This window comes from Dendronalium sp. ChiSLP03b (genome assembly GCF_034531165.2).
Taxonomy (GTDB): domain Bacteria; phylum Cyanobacteriota; class Cyanobacteriia; order Cyanobacteriales; family Nostocaceae; genus Dendronalium; species Dendronalium minutum.
Map to the genome: position 1 here is coordinate 106,820 of NZ_JAVRBR020000125.1, position 16,602 is coordinate 123,421.

A 16,602-nucleotide genomic window follows, 5' to 3' on the forward strand; every position below is an offset into this window, starting at 1 on the left:
TAATTATGATGATTTTTATAGAATATAAAAAATATCTTATTCAGTCTTCGCCATCATATTTTCAGCAACTTTATCTGTAGATTTCCATATTCGTGGTTGATAAAATAAACATTTACTCATGCTTCCATTTGCGACTACTGTAAATTTAAAATATTCAACAAAATCGAGTGTATAAAGCGAGTCTTTTTTGACAAAAAGCTTAATGCTATATGAGCCTGGTTTGAGACATAAGTAAGGCATTTGAACCTGTAATTCAGAGAATCTTAATTGATTCTCTCCAGTAACTATACCTAATGCCTGACCGTCATCAAAGCTACTGATACGTAGGATAATATCACTTTCTCCATTTAATTCTGAAATAACAAAACTAACATAGACTTCATTAATTTCTTTATCTTTATAGGCTTTATATTGTATGCATAAACTTGCCATTTCACCACTTACGGGTGATTGTATGCAATTACCTTCAGCATCCCTGAAAAACATCGAAACAATGTCAAATCCTAAACTTTCATGTCTAGGTTTTTCTGGTAGAGTTATTTTTCCTAATTCTTTTTTACCATTGTTACCAAATAAATCTTCTTCGTACCGATTCATTATAGAGTACGTGTCTCCAGACTCAATCAACTGGCCCTTTAATAGGTAAATAGCAGAGTTACATACAGTTAAGATTGCCTGAGGTTGATGACTAACTAACACAAAGGAAGTACCTTTTTGACGTAGTTCGTCCAGCTTACAATAACACTTTGCTCTAAACTTAATATCCCCTACAGCCAACACTTCATCAATCAATAAAATCTCAGGTTCGGTATGTATTGCACTAGCAAACCCTAACCTCGCTGCCATCCCAGAACTATAAGTTTGCACAGGCGCATCAATTGCATCCCCAATTTCTGCAAAATCTATAACTTCGTCAAATCGCTCATCAATTTCCTTTTTAGACAGACCCAAAATTGACATATTGGCATAAATATTTTCCCGTCCTGTCAAAATTGGATTAAATCCTGCTCCTAGTGCAATCAATGGTGCTACTCGGCCGTTAACTTCTACAAATCCAGTATCAGGCTTAATCAATCCTGCAATGATGCGTAGTAGTGTTGATTTACCACTGCCATTTTTACCTACTAAACCTAACGATTCCCCCCGGCGTAATTGAAAACTAACATTATCCAGCGCCCAAAATTCTTTTGGTCGCAATTTATCACTTTTTCCCCGCAGTCCGAGTAGTTCAGAGCTCATATCTTGAACGCCATACATCAAAGACCGCTTTAAATCGCGACAAAACTTTTTAGAAACTCCATTAACTGAAAGGACAATATCACTTTCATTATCTTGCGGCTTTAGTGTCAGATCTTGCTCATTGATACTTATCATGATTACGAACTAATCCTCTCAATTACAAAGGGCATTGATAGACGATAAATAATCCAAGCCAGCAGCAATCCTAATATTGCAATCAAACTTGCAATCCAGAATCCTTCGGGATCTGATACTACACCTGTTGTTGCTAAGTCTCTTGTTGTGACTAACAAAGGTGTAACAGGATTAAGCTTTACTATGGTGCCAAATACTCCACCATTAGGAACGGGATATACAACTGGTGTGATAAACAACCAAAGTCCAGTAATTAAGGTAATTCCCATTGTAATGTCCTGGTATAAACCAGACATGGGAGCTAACAGTAAACCAATAAATGTTCCTAGCAATATTAAATGAATTAATGCTACTGGTGCTAAAATTACGTTCCAAGTAACTGGTATCTTAAACCAGATAAACAAGCCTAAAATTAGAATTAATTTAATGCCAAAGTTGAAAAATACTTCGCCTAATTTGGCAAGAATTATAGCTTCACGAGGGAAGTTAATCCTTGCTAACATTGATTTTGCAGATGTTACCGCTTGGATGGGTCCATTTAGCGCTTCTACAAACGTTTGCCACAAGGTCATGCTAAACATAACATAGGCAGGGTAAGGCAAATCTGTATTACCTAGATTGACTACGCCGCTACCCTTAGCAAAGGTAAAACCAGCTGCCAATATAACTGGAGGTATAAATGCCCAAAAAACTCCTAACAATGACTGACGGTATTTAGCTCTAATATCCCGTATTAATAAACGCCAAGCTAATTCTCGTGATCCCAGCAAGTCCCGCCACATTTCTTTGAATAGTTGCAGTGGATGCCGCATTTGACTCTCAGGTCGATACACCACTCTAGATATTCGTCGATTTGTTCCTTGGATTTTTGCTGAATTTCTATTGTTATTGATTGATTGACCCATAATTCGGTTCCATGAAGTCCATAAGGCTAACAATCATTACATTTAAGCTGAAACACTCAAAAAATTTATAGCTTGGCGATCTCTCAGTGCAGATTTTGTCCAATCAACACAAGCTAGACTCAGCGTTACTTGAAATACAGTGAATATTAAATTAGCCCTGAAGCCAGTGTTGAAATACTCTAGTTTTAATTTCTGACGTTGAACGATCGCTGTAGCAAATCCTCGTTCAATAATAAGTTCTACAAAAGCTATAAATAACCCAAGTAAAGCAATTAACCTAAATCTTTCCGAACCTAGTATACCTGCCACTAACCAGAAAACACTAAAGGAAATTGTCTGGCATCGCCAACTCTCTATTGCAGACCAGAATACCCGTTTAACTGCTTTCTTTCGAAAATTTGATGATTGTTTTGGTGATTCCATTACAGGTTTTACCAATGAAAGGACTGGCAGTATCTATTTGTCATATTCCAAGCTCAGTGAATAATAAGTTGCTTTTTCATTTCATGTAAGTCTCATCCTATTTACTGAATTGCTATCTCTCGGTGTAGTCTTTTGCTGAAAACATGTCACTGAGATATATACATAACATCAAATGACTACTTTTGGTTACAAAAATTATTATTGCGTTTTGTAACTACTGTCAAATTTATATTGCCACAATCTTTTGGCAAATTGGCAGCATTCAAGAAAGTTTTATAAGAAAATCTACTGAGTATGGATTTAATTTCATTACAAAACAGCCTATTTCTTATATTCTTGAGCTTTAAATGCTCTTTAGCCTAGGTCGCTATTTGTTAAGATTTTATAAAGTTCTAATTTTCCTGTGATGTTTTGGGAAATCTTGCAGCAGATACTGGCGCACCAAACTTGCACAAAAGACATAATGTAACGCGATCGCTCTAGTAACACAAGAACGCACTTAGTTATATTTTTGACTTCATCATTCAGTTAAGTATGAACTAAGACTTAAGTTCTTACTTCTCAGACATTTCCAAAACAGCATTTGTTTCTGCAAGCTTGGAGTAACCAAAAAACTTAGATTTTTCGGAGTAGCTTTTCTTTATAGTTGCGGGATTTCCAGCTACTAAAACATAATTTTTATCCGAGAAATTTTTCGTGATTACCGAACCAGCACCTACTAATGTAAATGAGCCGATAGCTGACCCCGGTAAGATGATACAATGACTGCCAACATAACAGCGATCGCCAATAAAAATTGGCTTATTGATTCCTCTAGAATTTGGGTCTGCAATTAGAGTATGTGTATAGAAAACTGAATTGCTACCGGCTATCAGACTATATTTCCCGATTGTTACTCGCTCTTGAATATCTATATAATGCCTACTTAATATCCGAGTTCCCTCACCAATTTCTAAACATCCAAAGCCTTCTTGCCCATAATTATGTGTGTTTGAAGCAGTCAACCAATTCAGCCATCCTTCAATAGCCGATCTCTCCATCATATTTAGATGCGCAAGATTTTTTAAGTAGTTAAAATTATTAATTCTTACCCCATCTTTTAGAGTTATTTTCTTAATATTTAAGACTGACATTCCAATATGAACGTTTTTTCCAATTTCATGCCCCATCATTCTTAAAACTAAAATTTTCAGTTTAGATGGTAACAAAGCTACCAAAACAGCAACGATGAATCTATCCATTAGCAAGGTTCTCCTAAGTTGTTGAACTAAGTAATTTTTGGTGATGAATGTTTATTATTAAATCCCAGCGCTTATTTTACACCTCTGGAAGATAATTAGTATCTTCGTTTATCTAAGGGTAAAATGCACAATAGCGAAGACTTATGTTGTATTTCACCTTAAATCACCAAATACTAAGTCTTCAATCTCCAGTTCCGTTTAAGAAGACTCCTCTAAGAGGACTTGATAATAGTAGTTGTTTAGTAGCTAACCACATAAAAGGTGGAATTGTTGTAGCATAGCGCCGCCAGAGTCGTCGCGGTTCTTGAATCCAGCGATAAAGCCATTCCAGTCCTAAGTCTCGTACTATTCTTGGGGCGCGCTTCTGAATACCTGCATAAACTGGGAAAACTCCACCCAATCCAATCATGACTGCCTGAACTTTACCTTTATGCTGAGCCATCCAATTTTCTTGTTTTGGACATCCTAAAGATACAAGTACCACGCCAGCACCACTGGAATTAATCTTATTAATCAAAGCTTCGTCTTCAGTCTCAGTTAGGGGACGAAAAGGTAAGGGTTCCATGGCTGCTATTTTCAGCCTTGGAAATTCCTGCTCTAACCTTTTTCTCATTCTAGAAAGAACTTCGGTTTGCGAACCTACACAGAAAATACTAATATTTTGCACCTGAGCTTGCTGACACAATGCCAGAAAGATATCCATACCTGCTACCCGGTCTTGGTAATGCGCTCCCATTTGCCGCATCATCCAAACTAAAGGCATACCATCAGGAGTGACTATATCTGCGCTTTGCAATACGCTTGCAAATTCTGAATTCCAGTGGGCCTCCATGAGCATATGTACATTAGCTACACATACAGTTTTACTCTCTCGAGCGATCGCCCACTTCAAGATTGTTTGTATCTGATCGTCAAAACGTAAAGCCGTAATAGGAAAATCAAGTACCTTTTGAGTAGGCAGAAACATTCCTCCTACCATAAATCACCCCTTGTGTCAAAGATAAAAATCCATTATTTTAGGGAATTTTTCGCACCTAAAAAATCAACAAGTTTGAGTTTTTAATTTTTTGGTACTTATAGCGTGTTCACACCTGAACACTTGATAATACTTTTTTTGTAACTTTCGTACTTCCCTGAAACTACTAGGATCATCTGTAACCGTATATTAGTTTACTGGCTTAACTAATGGTTGTTACACTCTTAATAACAAAGTTCACATTTACTTCATAATTGATTTTTCATTTATTTACGCTAGCATTACATTTACATTAAATATACTTATGAAAAACACTTTATACCGCAAAATAACCCTGTACTATGGCGCAATCACAAACAGTTAATTGAGCAATTTTTTGGTTATTTTTATGTGAAATAGTATATTTTTATAAGTAGTAATATTTTTTATAATTAATGGCAAAAATGTCATCTATATAACTTTTAATCTAGATTTTATGTGCTTGGTTGTTATTTTTAGCTTTTCTGTTAAAAAAAGGGGAAGACTTGTTTATCTTCCCCCTGTTTACGATTGATACTTTTTTCTGGCTTGCTGTCTTCTTTTAGTCTTTGGCGTAACATCTGTCTTTGTTTTTTGAGTTGACGCTTTCTTGCTGAACCACCTCGACCTTTATCGTTTCTACCCTCTCGGCGGGGAGACTCCCATCTTTTAAGTTGCATAATCTTAATTTTTTTAGCTTTCTAATTGATTAGTATAACACAGCGTAAATAAACTTAACATGTCAAGCAGGCAAAAGTTTAGAGTGTAAGACTTTTTTACCTTTTGAACCCTGGTTGCTATCCTGCGGGAAACTACATGGAGTATGTCTATAAATCGACAAAGCGCAATAAAGCAATGGCTCTTTTTTACTTTTGCCTTCTTGCACTAGCTCTATAACTTAGTGCATAAGAAAATATCTTCATTTTTTGAAATCCTCATCTTTTCTATTTCCTCTATACTTGCAAATTCAAGGGGTTTGATACGTTTTACACTAAAGCCTGCATCAATGAGACGTTGCTCGTAATCTTTGGCGCTGTAGCATCTAACATGCTCTGGGTGACCAAATGCTTTTAGCCGTTCGGCCGGATCTGTAATTGATGGATCTTCATATGTAGTCTCGGGCCTTTCAATTGGCACCTGTAGCACAGCCCAACCTTTATTAGTTAGGACTCGATGAAACTCACGCATAGCTTTTCTATCATCTACAACGTGTTCGAGGACGTGACTACAATAAATTACATCAAAAGTATTATCTGGATATTGAATATCTGTAATATCCATCTTCACCATAGCCGAAGGCATAGAAATATCTGCGGTCAAATAGTCTATACCTTTGATTCGACTTAAACGCCGTTGAAAACAATATTCTGGCGCGACGTGAAGCATTTTTTTCTTATTTGAATCGAAAAGATTAGTACATCTTTCAAAGAATATCCAGACCAGCCTATGTCGCATCACTGAATGGCAAACTGGACACATTGACTGTGGTAGGGTAGCGGGTGCTGGACTAAAATTCTGTACATTGCTCTGGCAAACTGGACAGAAACGACTATTTCCAAAAAACCGAACTTGTATTAGAGGTTTTACTACTTCATAAATAAAAAATTTGATGTTTGGTTTAGTTTTTAAATTTATGGATTGCACCAGACCTAACCTCTTATAAATTTATAAAATATGCGAACATTCAAAAACTTGCTAATATAAATAGTTTGGATGCATTTATTACATTCAAATTTTATATAACATAATATATCAGAGCAATATAACTCTGGTTTTGTTGTTTAATTGTGTGGATAATTTTTATTTATTGCACCTATTAATTACTAAGTTTAGTATTTTAGCTTATAGTTCTGTCTACATCTTTAACATACCCTTTATGAAAGGTGTAAATTTACAGCAATTCTCATTAAAGCGCAAATTTACTTAGTATTAAGGTTTGTAGCTTTACTAATAGCAATTTTATGTATAAAATTATATCTAAAAATAATAAATTTCATCTATCTAAAGATAGACATAACTTCCTGCTTGATGGTTCCCATTTTATCAGCCAATAATTTTTGGCAATGTTTAAGAGAATATCTATGACTGAGAAGCAAGTTCTTAGTCTTAGCACCTGTTTAGTAATAACTTTACTAACCTTTTATTTCAGTAAACCTACAGGTGATACTAGACAAATACCTGCGTAGAAACTATCACTGAGATTAATGCTGTTTCAAGTGGGCAGGAGGAGAATCGAACTCCTATGACCGCAAGGTCGCCACATTTTGAGTGTGGTGCGTCTACCAGTTTCGCCACCCGCCCTAGGATTGCAACTTTACTATTATACTCTATTTAGCGAATTTGTAACAAGGATTGATAAATAATCTTAAATTTTTCACTTTTAATAAAGTCTAAGCATTTTGTTGACAGAACTACATAAACGTGGTATCATCTCCCATCCTATGAGATATAAATGTTTTCCTGCAAGCCAGCAACAGTCTCAAATAAATTTTTTCAATGCACGTTTCGTGGTTTTAATTTAAGTAAGTCGGTGAAAATAAACATAGCTATGTAACAGAATGTAAAATCGATATAACCCTTGCGATTGCTTCATTTCACTTCGTTCCATTCGCAATGACATAGCGTGAATTATTTCAGCCATTCTACTTATGACCATATCAATAATGACAATAACTTTGTTTTCTACCATAAGTAAAAATTTAGCTGACCAGTTTTGAGGGTAGTTTACCCAACGATATTACTCGGATTCTTACAAAATAAGAAAAGTGCGATATTTGCTATGTACATCTGTGATACTCAACTTGGTTTTCAGCTTTCGGCTCGGATTGATTCTAACGCTTTACTATAGATTTAATCATCCTAATCATTCGCCTACCTAATGTATTAGAAAAACGCTCCAATTCTTGATGATTTTTTTCCCAGGTATCTAATGCTAATCTGTTTTCAACTTCACTGACCATATGTGGTATTTGAACTATTTCCTGATTTTGTCCGACTTCACAAATTTTTTTTATTTCATCACCATGCCACTCTCTAATTTTCTCAAGATTCCTTTTGGCAATTGTGCCCATTTGAATATCTGGTTTTGCTCTTGTGGTTCCCCACTTAATATCTGAATAAAAACGAATTGCAAAAACTCCATTCATAAAACCTGCTTTAATACAACGTATTGCATATTCGAGATCGTCATACATATATGGCGCTAGGCGTTCTTCAAGCATTCCTACTGAGCGAATTAATGCAGACGGAATACAAACTGGGCTTTTAATGGGTACTGTTCTATATGCAAAATGACCTGGTAGTAGAACTTTTGCAGGTATGCCATGCCCATAGGCATTTTCAACATAATCTGTGAAAAAGCCTGTTTCACTTGTTGCAGCATCTTTAGCAAAGTTAGCACCTAGCCGAAACGATACAAATCCTAAATTTGATCCTACCCATTCATAGAGTTTTGTGACTTTTTCTTCTAACATAAAGTCTGCTAATATAACATCATCTTGCAAAATAATGTTGTAGCCATCATTGTCTTGATTTGCTGCACGCAATCCTGCATTTATAGACAGAATTTCATGCACGTCCGGAGTATATACTTTTGTTATTGGTACATTAGCGAATTTCTCGATCAGCGAATCTACAATTGCTTCTGTATTATCAGTGCAACCATCTAAAACTGGATAAATATGGCTATTATTGCGACAGCACATTAAGATAGATGTTAAAACTTTTTCAATTAAAAATTCCTTGTTGTGAATTGTAATTATATAGTTGAATCTAGGCGCTGTTATCATATTAAAGATTCCTAATTATCTATTTAAATATATTTCATAGAAAATACTATTTGTATTAGTAGAAAAGCGATATTTGAATAAATTTGCACTTGTATGATTTTATCATGGCAGTTGAAGTCTCACACTTGCTTCACTCTCAAGCTAGTTGTCTATACGCTTTTGGGGATTGACTGATTTAACTAAACTACGATCGATATCTTGTAGCTTAGAACAGCCGCTGAGAGCCATTGTCACATCTAACTCATCTTGTAGCAGGGTTACGATTTGAGATACACCTGCTTGTCCTCCTACCGCCAGTCCCCACAAAACAGGTCGCCCAATGAGTACTGCTTTTGCTCCTATTGCTAAAGCTTTAAGTATATCTGTACCCCGCCGGATACCTCCATCTAAAAGCACTTCTGCTCTACCATCTACTGCTGTTACTATCTCAGCTAGAGCATCTAAGGACGCGATCGCACCATCAAGTTGTCTGCCACCATGATTGGAAACAACAATTGCTTTGGCTCCATACTCTACAGCACGCACAGCATCATCTTCCCGTAAAATTCCTTTAAGTACCAAAGGTAATGGGCAGATAGACTGCAACCATTCCAAGTCACGCCAAGTTACTCCTGGGTTGAGTTGTTGGGCAAAATAGGTAAATAACCCAGATTCTCCTTGTTGATGGTAAATATCTAGTCCTGAGATAGTTGCAAGATTAGCCGGATGCATTCCTGGTGGCAAAGCAAACTCATTACGCCGATCTTGTTCCCGCTGTCCTAGTATAGGAGCATCTACTGTTAGACAAAGCGCTTTGTAGCCTGCGGCGTAAGCCCTTTCTACTAAAGCACGAGTCAAACCCCGGTCTTTATGGATGTAAAGCTGAAACCATTGCAAGGCATTTTTTTTGTGTCCTGCAGCTGCTACTTCTTCTATACTCTTAGTGGCTAATGTACTCAGCACCATGCCTACACCTGCTGATGCCGCAGCTAGTGCTGTAGCAACTTCACCATCTGGATGAGCCAAACATTGGAAAGCCATCGGTGCAATGAGTAGGGGTAGTTGCAGAGGTTGTCCTAAAATAGAAGTACTCAAGTTGCGATCGCTTACATCCACTAGCATCCGAGGTCGTAGCTTAATTCGCTCAAAGGCAGCACGATTATCTCGCAGTGTGATTTCATCCCAAGCACCACTGCTATAGTAATCAAAAGCCATCTGCGATAGATAACGTTTTGCTAGCTGTTCGTATTCAAATAAGTTAATCGGTTGGAAGTGATTGTTATTTGATACATCTGTCATGGTGGCGGTTGTGGCTTAACCAAAGAGGTGTAATTTCATTCGACCAGAGTTATAATAAATCCCTTTGGAGTGATGCGATCGCCTAAAATTTACCATATCTATAGACGAAAATCAGAAAGTGCGATCGCCCATACCCAATCTGAAGAATATGGGTAAATGCGATCGCGTTCCTAAGTGTCGAGCTGACAAGAATTTTATTTATTTAATCTGCACTATTGCGATATCGACACAAGCAATGCCATCGCCTACTGTCGTTTCATGGTTCGTACCTGCATTGATTTGCCTATTTGCCCATTCAGCGCATAACAAAACCCTCCTGTCTGCAACGCTTCATGCAAGTCTGAGTCTGCTTGCCGTTCTACATAAGTTTGAGCATCAATTGGCAAACTGCCACCAACCTGATATTCGTAGGATGGGTGGGGTGCAGCATTCATGCAGGTTATCATTCTAGTGGATTTACCAATTTCGCCACCCGCCTTTGGATGCAGCTTCACTATTATGCTTCAGCCCGTGACTGTGCAACAGGGTTTGATATTCTGTACTGCTTGCCCAACGGTCAATTTCTCGTGCCCGCAGTACTGGTACTGGGTGAGTTAATTGTGCTGTACGGGCTGCTTTCACCATTTCACCGAGTTCAGTCTTGCTGATATCATCGTAAGCACGAGCTTGAGCAACAAAGGCATCAAGGTTAAGTTGCGGTGCTAAAGTTGGGGAACCACCAGCCAGCTTCATCAATACTGACATCACAACTTTGGGGTTTTGGGTTGCTAGTAATGCGGCGCGATCGCAAGTAAACTCAGCACAGCGTACCCATTCTAAAAGTTGTGCTTGTATAGCTTGGGCAATAAAAGCTCCGACATTGGGGACAATTGCCGCCGCTAAGACTAATAAATTTACAGGTGTTAAATAAACGCTGTGGTCGCACTTAAGATGCCCTAACTCATGGGCAACCACTGCTTGTATTTCCTCTAGTGTGAGGATATCAATCAAAGAGGTGTGCAACACAATAAAAGGTTGCTTACCCCGCATCGCAAAAGTGTAGGCGTTCGGAGCAGGATGTTGCCTGACATACAACTGGGGAGGCTCTATATCCAGAGTTTTGCAGGCTTCTAACAACAGCTTGTGTAAATCGGGCAGTTGGTTTTCACCCACCAAAACACTGGAGGCAATATTTTCCACATAGAAAACCTGCTCTGCCATTGGACCGAGCCAATTCCGCACCATCAAGTCTAAACCTGGTATCTGTTTGAGAGATTTAGTTGCTTCTAGGTCTAACGGATGACGAAATGAGTCAGCTTTTAAACCAACTAGCGGAGTTTTGAAGAAAGACATGGTGTAGAAAGTAAGCTGGAAAAACGAAATATCAACAGCCTCCCACAGCTAGTATAACGATAAGTAGGGTGTGCATAGTTGGGGGCAGGGGGAGCAGTGGAAGATAAAACAATTGACAACTGACTCCTAACTCCTGCCTGCTACCGTATGTAGTTGATGATAACTACTAAGTCGAAATCGGCGATGGGGAAGTACTGGCACTGGAAGTAACTTCTGCATTTGCTGGGACTTCTCCCACACGCAGGATTCTAGCTCCTAATTGCTGCAACTTCATATCAAGGCGATCGTAACCCCGATCGAGATGGTGCAATCCCTGAATTGTAGTTTGTCCTTCGGCTGCTAGTCCTGCTAGGACTAGGGCTGCCGATGCTCGCAAATCTGTACCTAATACTGGTGCGCCAGATAACATCGATACTCCTCGGACGAAAGCAGCGTTGCCTTTGACGCGAATATCGGCTCCCAAGCGATTCAACTCAGAGGCATGACGCAAGCGATTTTCAAACACAGATTCATTAATCAGGCTGTCACCTTCAGCCAATGTCAGCAAAGCCATGAACGGCGCTTGCATATCTGTGGGAAAGCCTGGATGTGGCAAAGTTTCAATATCTGTTGCCCTGAGAGTGTCTGCTGGCAAGACACGTAAGCAGTCAGGCGCTTCCTCAATGATGGTCACTCCAATTTCCCGCAGCTTGGCAATCACTGGGATCAAATGGTCTGGTTGTACCGGTGACAAGGTAAGTTCTGAACGAGTGATGGCTCCAGCAACCAAAAATGTTCCTGTCTCAATGCGATCGGGAATAATGCTGTAGTCAACAGAATGCAACTTGGGAACGCCAACGATTGTAATTGTACTAGAGCCTGCACCTTGAATCTTGGCTCCCATTGCATTACAGAAGTTAGCCAAATCGACTACTTCCGGTTCCCGTGCAGCGTTTTCGATGATTGTTTCGCCATCAGCTAGGGTAGCGGCCATCATCAATGTTTCTGTCGCTCCTACACTGGGAGTATCTAGGTAGATTTTGGCTCCTTTTAATCTTTTATTGCTACCTGGAACATAGGCATTACAAATCCCGTGTTCTATCTGCACTTCAGCTCCCATCGCTTGCAGTCCTCGGACATGCAGATCGACTGGTCTAGCTCCAATCGCACAACCACCTGGTAAAGGCATTTGTGCTACCCCTAACCGTGCCAAAATTGAGCCAATGGCAAAAAAACTTGCCCGCAGTTGGGTAACTAGTTCGTAGGGAGCTTTTGAAGTTGTAATTTCGCTGGCATTAATATCTAGAATGTCGCCCTGTCGTGTTAGGCGAAGACCCAAAGCTGACAAAACCTGAGCCATTCGTTCCACATCCGCTAATAAGGGAACATTGCGAATGCGACAATCTCCCGAACACAGCAAGGCTCCAGCCATAATCACCAATGCTGAATTTTTTGCCCCGCTAATTCTTACATGACCTCGCAGAGGATGCCCACCCCATATTTGCAAGACTGAGGAGTCTGCTTCCGGAGCAAGTTTGGCATCTGGTGAACTGCTAGAAGGATTAATAAGTCTACCTCCAAAAAAATACATATTCTATAGGTTAAAGTTGGTTTTGATTCTACAGTAAAGAATCGATTTGTCTACAATTTTGACGTTACATCTTGCGGCAATAAAATTTTTTTTGGTGGAAATTTAAGACCTAAAACAAGCTGGAGCAAGGATTATAGACATTTAAAAATTCCAATGAGGAACTTTTGAGTATACCCCTTTGGCAACACTAAATACTCAGTGAAAGTACGATTATCTTCTTTCAGTATTGGGAATTGGGTTCAGGGGAAACTCAACCACTATTAATAATTCCCAATTTTCCCTTCATAATATCTATACAATCCTCTTAGCGATCGCACTTGACAAATATCAATAATTAAGCAATAATGGTAAATTGTCGATAATGGATGCCAGCGGAACTGGCGGAATTGGCAGACGCGCTAGATTCAGGTTCTAGTGCCGCAAGGCTTCCGGGTTCAAGTCCCGGGTTCCGCATTCTCAAGTTAGGAGCGATAAGTGAAGAGTTAGGAGTTGAACGAAAACTCAATTAACTCATAACTCCTAACTCCTAACTCCTAACTTTTTGATGTTGACTAGTTTACAGAATCCCCTAATCAAGCAAATCCGCAAGCTGCACTCTACCAAGGAGCGGCACAAGCAGCAGCTGTTTTTACTGGAAGGGACGCATTTATTGGAGGAAGCCTGTGCGGTGAATTACCCGCTAGTCACAGTGTGTTGTACTTCCCAATGGCAAGCCACTCATGCTTCATTATGGGAACAAGCTTGTAGCCGCAGCGAACGGACAGAAATTGTCAGTGGGGAGGTATTAAGTGCGATCGCTACTACAGTACAACCAGATGGTGTAGTTGCCACAGCAAAACGCAGCGATTACTCCTCTCAAGTGCCGATTAACGGTATAGTGCTGGCTTTAGAAACTGTACAAGATCCAGGGAACCTCGGTACAATAATTCGTACTGCAACTGCTGCTGGTGCATCTGGATTGTGGCTAAGCAGTGATAGTGTGGATTTAGATAATCCGAAAGTTTTGCGTGCTTCGGCAGGCCAGTGGTTCCGCCTGACAACGGCAATTAGTGAAGATTTAAAAGCGACAGTGCAACTGTGTCAACGATCGGGAATGCAGGTAGTGGCAACCTTGCCCAGTGCAACTTTAACTTACTGGGAAGTAGACTGGCGAAAACCCAGTTTGATTTTACTGGGGAATGAAGGTGCTGGTTTATCAGCAGATTTAGCAACGATGGCAGACAAGCAAGTGAAAATTCCTCTCAGTCCAGGAGTAGAGTCTTTAAATGTGGCGATCGCCGCTGCTTTAATGTTGTACGAAGCACAGCGGCAAAAGAGTCAGGGGAGCAGAGAGAGAATAACTTCTAACTCCTAACTCAGCACTCCCTTGTACAGACGCGTAGACGCTCCTAAGAGCGGCTTCTCGTAAGAGTATAATCGCGTCTCTCAGCATTTTTATTTCGTTCTGTCTTCTAGATATTGTTCAATATCAGCAACTGCGTCCTCAAAAGCTTCCAAATCAATACCTGACAAATCTTCACCAACTTCGACTTCACTACTACCAGTGTGTAATTTTGGTGTCTGTTCATTTTCAGTTGAACTTTCTTGTAGGATATCCTCCAATTGGTCGAGAGATTCCTGAAACTCCTCATCAGCGGCACGGCGCTGTGGTTGCTGACTTTGCTCCATAATATTGACTCGAAAATCCTGATTTACTTGCGTAATCTTGCTTGCAGTTCCTACAAATGGAAATTTTGCATATATAACATCATATTTGTGACTATATGCTCTATCAACTTTACACATTAAAAGGCTTGACAGCAAAATTGACCAGGAGTCAGAAGTGCTGAGTGAGTTATCTCCCTTGCCCCTCTGCTCCCCTGCCCTTCAACTTCCCTTTCACCCGCCACCACCTGAGTTCTGGATGCACAAAAATTTGTCTAGTATCACACTAGGAATTGGTCGTGGACGCATTGTCTTTCTATCTACCCATACCCATAGCGCCTCCGCTGTTACCAACAAATCATCTTGGTTTTGTTTGCGAATTTCGTAGCATCGGGAGGAACGAGTGCCACGCATTTGCTTCAGCCAAGTGGTAACTTCCAGCGTGTCGCCTGCTATAGACGGACGTAAGTATTCAATTTCTACCCGCCGCATCACAAATACACCACCCAATTCTCGATAGAAATCGAAATTGACACCCAGATGTTCGGAGTGTTCAATGGCTGCCTGTTCTAAGTAGTTTTGGTAAACTGCGTTATTGACATGTCCAAGGGCATCCATTTCATAGTGCCGAACGCGTAGTAGAGTTTTGAACGATTGCATGGATTATTCGTTAGTGTGATGCTGTTTTAGTGGGTAAACTCTCTCTATCTTAATTTTTTCCACTTCAGCATTACTATTTAATGCTCTGCGGGGGCACACCATTGAGCTATCGGTTCAATTCTTGCCTGCTGCATCAATTCCAAAACTTGCGATTGATGGCAACTATAGGTAGATGCCAACAATTGTTCGCCTTGATTTTTCGCCTCGCTAGCAGATACACCAAAGGTCATAATTTCTTCATCTGGGTTGCCTGTAATTCGATCGATTGGAATAATGCAGATATATTGTGGTTCATTGTGTCTTATTTGCTGCACCATTACTACTTACCAACCTAACTGATAATAGCTGTCTATTTCCAATATATCCATAGCAATCCTAAATTCTTAGCGAGAAACAAGATTCCCAAATTTTTGGTAAATTTGAGGATTTATAGCTTTCAATTCTCACTAATCAAATAAGACTGCTATATAGCTTTAGATAATCACGGTTGACAGTGTAAGAGTCTCAATATTGACATAGTTTGTGATTGCAATGATAGAAGTTTTAGACAAAGTTAACTCAACGTTAAGAATTTTGTCAAAAATGACAGAGATGAAAACTAGAAACACTTATTTATGAGAAAATTAAACGTAAGCATCAAAAAATGTCTTTTTGTAAATTTTTGTTTTTTTGGCTGGTAAATGTGTTGAAATCAACGCATTTATCGGTGGCATTGATTCATTCCAATACCTAGAAATTAGCAAATCAAGCGCTTGATTTAATATCATCCAGCTTTGATTTATTCTGCCTGTAAAGGTTCACTGAAAATTGGAGATTATAAAATGGCAATTCGGAATAACTTAGTTACCAATTTATGGCAGAGAGTCCAACAAGATTCAGTAGTTTGGGGGTCGTTAGCCCTTTGGGTTAGTGGATTAGTTGTATTGTTAGCCATGCTTGCAATGTTTTCTAACGCTTAATCTAATTCAGGTGCTTTTGGTTCCTGGGCTTGCTACCCAGGAATTAAAATTAAGACAAATCAATCTTTACAATTTATGAACTGTAAAATTCTGGCAACACTGGTCATAGTGCTAGGCACAACTAGCGTAGTTGCCCCTGTTCAAGCTCAAGAAACTAACAGTGAGCCGACAAAATCAAATCAAGTTCTAAAGGCCTGTGTTCAAAATCGAGCAGAAACTTTACCAAATCCCTATAGCGATGTATCACCAGACCATTGGGCTTTCAAAGCGGTGATGACTATGCACTATTGTGGAGCCTTTCGCCAAGCTACGCCACCAGCCTTATTTGAGAAATTACAACCAACTGAAAAACAGCAGCCTCAACAGAGAGAACAGTAGTTTAAAAAGTAGACTAAAAAAGGATAGTAGGTAAAAATCAAAAATTATTTAAAGTT

General features: G+C 39.3%; 18 protein-coding genes and 2 tRNA genes. 4 read left to right on the top strand and 16 right to left on the bottom strand.

The annotated features are described in order from the left end of the window. Positions 1–36 precede the first annotated feature (36 nt). The 13 genes from RMY31_RS29250 to murA all read right to left on the bottom strand — a co-directional run bounded on the left by RMY31_RS29250 (position 37) and on the right by murA (position 12,905). A complete protein-coding gene (locus RMY31_RS29250; protein ID WP_322656490.1) occupies positions 37–1,374 on the bottom strand; it encodes an ABC transporter ATP-binding protein in 1,338 nt (445 codons plus the stop codon). Between the two features lie 2 nt (positions 1,375–1,376). Next, a complete protein-coding gene (locus tag RMY31_RS29255; RefSeq protein WP_409878799.1) occupies positions 1,377–2,186 on the bottom strand; it encodes an ABC transporter permease in 810 nt (269 codons plus the stop codon). Positions 2,187–2,321: 135 nt separating this feature from the next. Then, a complete protein-coding gene (locus RMY31_RS29260; protein ID WP_322656492.1) occupies positions 2,322–2,588 on the bottom strand; it encodes an oligosaccharide flippase family protein in 267 nt (88 codons plus the stop codon). Positions 2,589–3,256: 668 nt separating this feature from the next. Continuing rightward, the gene (locus RMY31_RS29265; RefSeq protein ID WP_322656493.1) at positions 3,257–3,943 is read right to left on the bottom strand and encodes an acyltransferase; all 687 of its coding nucleotides are present in this window, start codon (positions 3,941–3,943) and stop codon (positions 3,257–3,259) included. A gap of 181 nt (positions 3,944–4,124) precedes the next feature. Beyond that, positions 4,125–4,922, bottom strand: a complete 798-nt coding sequence (locus RMY31_RS29270; RefSeq protein ID WP_322656494.1) for a WecB/TagA/CpsF family glycosyltransferase — start codon at positions 4,920–4,922, stop codon at positions 4,125–4,127. 503 nt (positions 4,923–5,425) lie between these two features. Further along, positions 5,426–5,617, bottom strand: coding sequence for a hypothetical protein (locus tag RMY31_RS29275; RefSeq protein ID WP_322656495.1), 192 nt, complete (start codon positions 5,615–5,617; stop codon positions 5,426–5,428). A gap of 211 nt (positions 5,618–5,828) precedes the next feature. Next, positions 5,829–6,416, bottom strand: a complete 588-nt coding sequence (locus tag RMY31_RS29280) for a methyltransferase domain-containing protein (RefSeq protein WP_322656743.1) — start codon at positions 6,414–6,416, stop codon at positions 5,829–5,831. Between the two features lie 738 nt (positions 6,417–7,154). After that, positions 7,155–7,238, bottom strand: a tRNA-Leu gene (locus RMY31_RS29285). A gap of 530 nt (positions 7,239–7,768) precedes the next feature. After that, on the bottom strand, positions 7,769–8,725 hold the full coding sequence (locus tag RMY31_RS29290; RefSeq protein WP_322656496.1) for a glycosyltransferase family A protein: 957 nt from the start codon (positions 8,723–8,725) through the stop codon (positions 7,769–7,771). Positions 8,726–8,866: 141 nt separating this feature from the next. Further along, a complete protein-coding gene (locus tag RMY31_RS29295) occupies positions 8,867–10,003 on the bottom strand; it encodes an alpha-hydroxy acid oxidase (protein WP_322656497.1) in 1,137 nt (378 codons plus the stop codon). Positions 10,004–10,248: 245 nt separating this feature from the next. Continuing rightward, a complete protein-coding gene (locus tag RMY31_RS29300) occupies positions 10,249–10,449 on the bottom strand; it encodes a hypothetical protein (protein WP_409878778.1) in 201 nt (66 codons plus the stop codon). 10 nt (positions 10,450–10,459) lie between these two features. Beyond that, positions 10,460–11,335 (bottom strand): M48 family metallopeptidase, encoded by an 876-nt coding sequence (locus RMY31_RS29305; protein ID WP_322656499.1) that lies wholly within the window; start codon positions 11,333–11,335, stop codon positions 10,460–10,462. 166 nt (positions 11,336–11,501) lie between these two features. After that, complete coding sequence (murA, locus tag RMY31_RS29310) at positions 11,502–12,905, bottom strand: UDP-N-acetylglucosamine 1-carboxyvinyltransferase (RefSeq protein ID WP_322656500.1); 1,404 nt, start codon at positions 12,903–12,905, stop codon at positions 11,502–11,504. 371 nt (positions 12,906–13,276) lie between these two features. Between murA and RMY31_RS29315 the strand changes: the two genes are divergently transcribed. Further along, a tRNA-Leu gene (locus RMY31_RS29315) sits at positions 13,277–13,358 on the top strand. A gap of 91 nt (positions 13,359–13,449) precedes the next feature. Further along, positions 13,450–14,259, top strand: a complete 810-nt coding sequence (locus RMY31_RS29320; protein ID WP_322656501.1) for an RNA methyltransferase — start codon at positions 13,450–13,452, stop codon at positions 14,257–14,259. 80 nt (positions 14,260–14,339) lie between these two features. Here the strand turns inward: RMY31_RS29320 and RMY31_RS29325 are convergent, their stop codons facing one another. From RMY31_RS29325 to RMY31_RS29335, 3 genes are all read right to left on the bottom strand, one after another. Further along, positions 14,340–14,573, bottom strand: coding sequence for a hypothetical protein (locus RMY31_RS29325; protein ID WP_322656502.1), 234 nt, complete (start codon positions 14,571–14,573; stop codon positions 14,340–14,342). 210 nt (positions 14,574–14,783) lie between these two features. Further along, a complete protein-coding gene (locus RMY31_RS29330; protein WP_322656503.1) occupies positions 14,784–15,209 on the bottom strand; it encodes an acyl-CoA thioesterase in 426 nt (141 codons plus the stop codon). A gap of 77 nt (positions 15,210–15,286) precedes the next feature. Continuing rightward, a complete protein-coding gene (locus tag RMY31_RS29335; RefSeq protein WP_322656504.1) occupies positions 15,287–15,526 on the bottom strand; it encodes a hypothetical protein in 240 nt (79 codons plus the stop codon). A 504-nt stretch (positions 15,527–16,030) separates the two neighbouring features. Between RMY31_RS29335 and RMY31_RS29340 the strand changes: the two genes are divergently transcribed. Both RMY31_RS29340 and RMY31_RS29345 read left to right on the top strand, forming a co-directional pair. Beyond that, the gene (locus tag RMY31_RS29340; RefSeq protein ID WP_322656505.1) at positions 16,031–16,168 is read left to right on the top strand and encodes a hypothetical protein; all 138 of its coding nucleotides are present in this window, start codon (positions 16,031–16,033) and stop codon (positions 16,166–16,168) included. 75 nt (positions 16,169–16,243) lie between these two features. Beyond that, positions 16,244–16,546 carry an S-layer protein gene (locus RMY31_RS29345; RefSeq protein ID WP_322656506.1) on the top strand — a complete coding sequence of 101 codons (303 nt, stop codon included), beginning with the start codon at positions 16,244–16,246 and terminating at the stop codon, positions 16,544–16,546. Positions 16,547–16,602: the final 56 nt, after the last annotated feature.

What these genes read in the sequence shown, in the direction of transcription:
- RMY31_RS29250 (WP_322656490.1), bottom strand. Translation starts at nt 1,374, where the DNA reads ATGATAAGTATCAATGAGCAAGATCTGACACTAAAGCCGCAAGATAAT.
- RMY31_RS29255 (WP_409878799.1), bottom strand. Translation starts at nt 2,186, where the DNA reads ATGCGGCATCCACTGCAACTATTCAAAGAAATGTGGCGGGACTTGCTG.
- RMY31_RS29265 (WP_322656493.1), bottom strand. Translation starts at nt 3,943, where the DNA reads ATGGATAGATTCATCGTTGCTGTTTTGGTAGCTTTGTTACCATCTAAA.
- RMY31_RS29270 (WP_322656494.1), bottom strand. Translation starts at nt 4,922, where the DNA reads ATGGTAGGAGGAATGTTTCTGCCTACTCAAAAGGTACTTGATTTTCCT.
- RMY31_RS29275 (WP_322656495.1), bottom strand. Translation starts at nt 5,617, where the DNA reads ATGCAACTTAAAAGATGGGAGTCTCCCCGCCGAGAGGGTAGAAACGAT.
- RMY31_RS29280 (WP_322656743.1), bottom strand. Translation starts at nt 6,416, where the DNA reads ATGTGTCCAGTTTGCCATTCAGTGATGCGACATAGGCTGGTCTGGATA.
- RMY31_RS29290 (WP_322656496.1), bottom strand. Translation starts at nt 8,725, where the DNA reads ATGATAACAGCGCCTAGATTCAACTATATAATTACAATTCACAACAAG.
- RMY31_RS29295 (WP_322656497.1), bottom strand. Translation starts at nt 10,003, where the DNA reads ATGACAGATGTATCAAATAACAATCACTTCCAACCGATTAACTTATTT.
- RMY31_RS29300 (WP_409878778.1), bottom strand. Translation starts at nt 10,449, where the DNA reads ATGATAACCTGCATGAATGCTGCACCCCACCCATCCTACGAATATCAG.
- RMY31_RS29305 (WP_322656499.1), bottom strand. Translation starts at nt 11,335, where the DNA reads ATGTCTTTCTTCAAAACTCCGCTAGTTGGTTTAAAAGCTGACTCATTT.
- murA (WP_322656500.1), bottom strand. Translation starts at nt 12,905, where the DNA reads ATGTATTTTTTTGGAGGTAGACTTATTAATCCTTCTAGCAGTTCACCA.
- RMY31_RS29320 (WP_322656501.1), top strand. Translation starts at nt 13,450, where the DNA reads ATGTTGACTAGTTTACAGAATCCCCTAATCAAGCAAATCCGCAAGCTG.
- RMY31_RS29325 (WP_322656502.1), bottom strand. Translation starts at nt 14,573, where the DNA reads ATGGAGCAAAGTCAGCAACCACAGCGCCGTGCCGCTGATGAGGAGTTT.
- RMY31_RS29330 (WP_322656503.1), bottom strand. Translation starts at nt 15,209, where the DNA reads ATGCAATCGTTCAAAACTCTACTACGCGTTCGGCACTATGAAATGGAT.
- RMY31_RS29335 (WP_322656504.1), bottom strand. Translation starts at nt 15,526, where the DNA reads ATGGTGCAGCAAATAAGACACAATGAACCACAATATATCTGCATTATT.
- RMY31_RS29340 (WP_322656505.1), top strand. Translation starts at nt 16,031, where the DNA reads ATGGCAATTCGGAATAACTTAGTTACCAATTTATGGCAGAGAGTCCAA.
- RMY31_RS29345 (WP_322656506.1), top strand. Translation starts at nt 16,244, where the DNA reads ATGAACTGTAAAATTCTGGCAACACTGGTCATAGTGCTAGGCACAACT.